Origin of the sequence: Robertmurraya sp. (assembly GCF_036676585.1) — a bacterium.
In the GTDB taxonomy this organism is placed as follows: Bacteria; Bacillota; Bacilli; order Bacillales; family Cytobacillaceae; genus Robertmurraya_A.
Window position 1 is genome coordinate 1 of the sequence record NZ_JAKFCQ010000132.1, and the last position, 1,972, is coordinate 1,972.

General features: G+C 33.9%; 3 protein-coding genes and 1 pseudogene. All 4 read right to left on the bottom strand.

Annotation, left to right across the window (positions count from 1 at the left end; all coding sequences use genetic code 11):
• Nucleotides 1-389, bottom strand: a 389-nt coding sequence (locus ACGLXV_RS17470) for a hypothetical protein (RefSeq protein ID WP_391559629.1), incomplete at its 3' end; no start/stop codon positions are given.
• A complete protein-coding gene (locus ACGLXV_RS17475) occupies nt 386-1,015 on the bottom strand; it encodes a hypothetical protein (RefSeq protein ID WP_391559630.1) in 630 nt (209 codons plus the stop codon). The genes ACGLXV_RS17475 and ACGLXV_RS17470, both read right to left, overlap by 4 nt.
• A gap of 314 nt (nt 1,016-1,329) precedes the next feature.
• On the bottom strand, nt 1,330-1,731 hold the full coding sequence (locus ACGLXV_RS17480; protein ID WP_391559631.1) for a DUF1761 domain-containing protein: 402 nt from the start codon (nt 1,729-1,731) through the stop codon (nt 1,330-1,332).
• 27 nt (nt 1,732-1,758) lie between these two features.
• A pseudogene (locus ACGLXV_RS17485) lies at nt 1,759-1,972 on the bottom strand (DNA alkylation repair protein); the annotation flags it as partial.

Below are 1,972 nucleotides of genomic sequence, written 5' to 3' on the forward strand. Positions count from 1 at the left end.
CGCAGATACATTTGCAATTTTTCCTTCATTTCATTCGAGTCGTTCATTTTCTCTGTGAATTTCATAAAGGATATTTCGTCTCCCTCATCGAGAGCTTGGTTGATTTTATATTGAAAATAATTTATCTTAAGATCCACATCTAACATGGAAATCATTTGTTCTTTTGTAAAGTACCATTCTATATCTTCCACAGCCATGTAAAATGAGAAGCTTTGATTGATGATCACTAATGCATACCATCCATTGATAACCGTGTATTTCCGCTCAGGAGTAATTTCGATAATATCGCCCCTGTGAATAGTAACTACCTCGCTATGGTCCGCATCTGGGCAGAAGCAGTCAACTTGATGGTCAAATGTTTTTACAGCAATATAAGGTGTTGTTTTCATAATCTTCTCTCCCAGCTTTCATGTTTAATTTCCTTCAATTCCTTCACATACTGTTGACCAAGAGTAAGATCCTCGATCGTCGGAGAATATTCATACTCCTTGCCGTCCAACAAAGTTACTATTTTAACCTTGTCAGGTAGTTTTCCGTACACATTTACCGAATAAACCGACATCATCAATTGAAAAAGTTTAATCAAATGATCATCTGCCATTAATAAATATTTCTTCATACTATATAATTTACTCGAATATTCTGTCAACTCTATATTTACGGAAAATGAATGTTCCCCTTCCTCTAATACCCCTTTTTGACGATGGTAAAAATAGAGCTGTGATACTTGTTTAGCCTCACTTGAGAGGAAAGTAAGTAAATGATCGGTAATCTTTGCCATTACGACACAGTAATGAGTGACAGATTCAAATCCATCTATGTTCAAATTCTTTCGGTATGTATCAATCAATTTCATAATGCTAATAGAATTTTGTATGTTTCTAGGCAGTTGAAAATAATGTTGAACGACCTGATTAATCATAAGTTGAACTCCATGTCTCCAACAAGACTTTGCACTAGAGTCATTTACTTGATATGGACTTTGGATAAACGACTCTAATAGACGTTTGGTCATAAAGAAGTCCTCCTTTTTAATTTTCTAACTCCTCTTCAAATAAACCGCAACATGGACAAGGTTCCATGTAGTCATTTGAATCTGTTTGTTTTTCTGTAAAACCGCACCATTCACACGTGAGGATAGTCATTGATCTTGTTCCCTCCGGTTATAGGGTATAGTTATAATTGAAAATGATTATCATTACCATTGACTTAACTACATAATAATTGATAATGATTATCAATGTCAAGGAGAGTTGCTCTTTTATTAATACAAAAAAACCAGTATACAATGATACTGGCAAATCATTTTTATAAAATTGAGACCATTTATTACATAAAAAGACCATGAATCATTCCTAATATAGTGAAAATGATAAGATGATCTCCAACCGCTATCCAAAAAGATTTCTTTGACATAAGCCCAAATAGAGTGTTTTTCAAATAAACCATTGAAATCACAAGTCCAAAGAAAAATCCGATTCCTGTATTTACTAATAGTTGTTCAGACCCTATTAACTGTATAAGAAGAGCCAGAAAAAAAGAATTAATGAATGCAATAATAACGGAGTAAATATATTTGAACGGACCCTCACTTTGGTTAGTAAGAAATGTCTCATTCTCTTTCTTCTTTTTATTTAGTAATAGTGAATAATAAATGCCACCATACATCATATAAGCAATTCCACCGATAATAACCGGTAAGAAATGGATACTACTCCAAGAAACGAACATAAATATTTCTCGTTTAATATAAAATTATCAACAAATACAGGTCTTCCGCTTCATACCGACTCGATTCATACTTTCCACCTTTTCAATATAATCAAAAGCCAAGGGTACCTTACATGCGGTATTTCCCACATCTACATGAACCTTTCCAATATGGTCAGCTACCTGCTTTGCTTCCTCATTTAAAGCAGTTACATATGCACCTACTCCAATCACAAATCCATTCATGACATACCGAACGCGG

Bases quoted from the DNA above. Each gene is read 5' to 3' on its own strand.
- ACGLXV_RS17475 (WP_391559630.1), bottom strand. From the start codon at position 1,015: ATGACCAAACGTCTATTAGAGTCGTTTATCCAAAGTCCATATCAAGTA.
- ACGLXV_RS17480 (WP_391559631.1), bottom strand. From the start codon at position 1,731: ATGTTCGTTTCTTGGAGTAGTATCCATTTCTTACCGGTTATTATCGGT.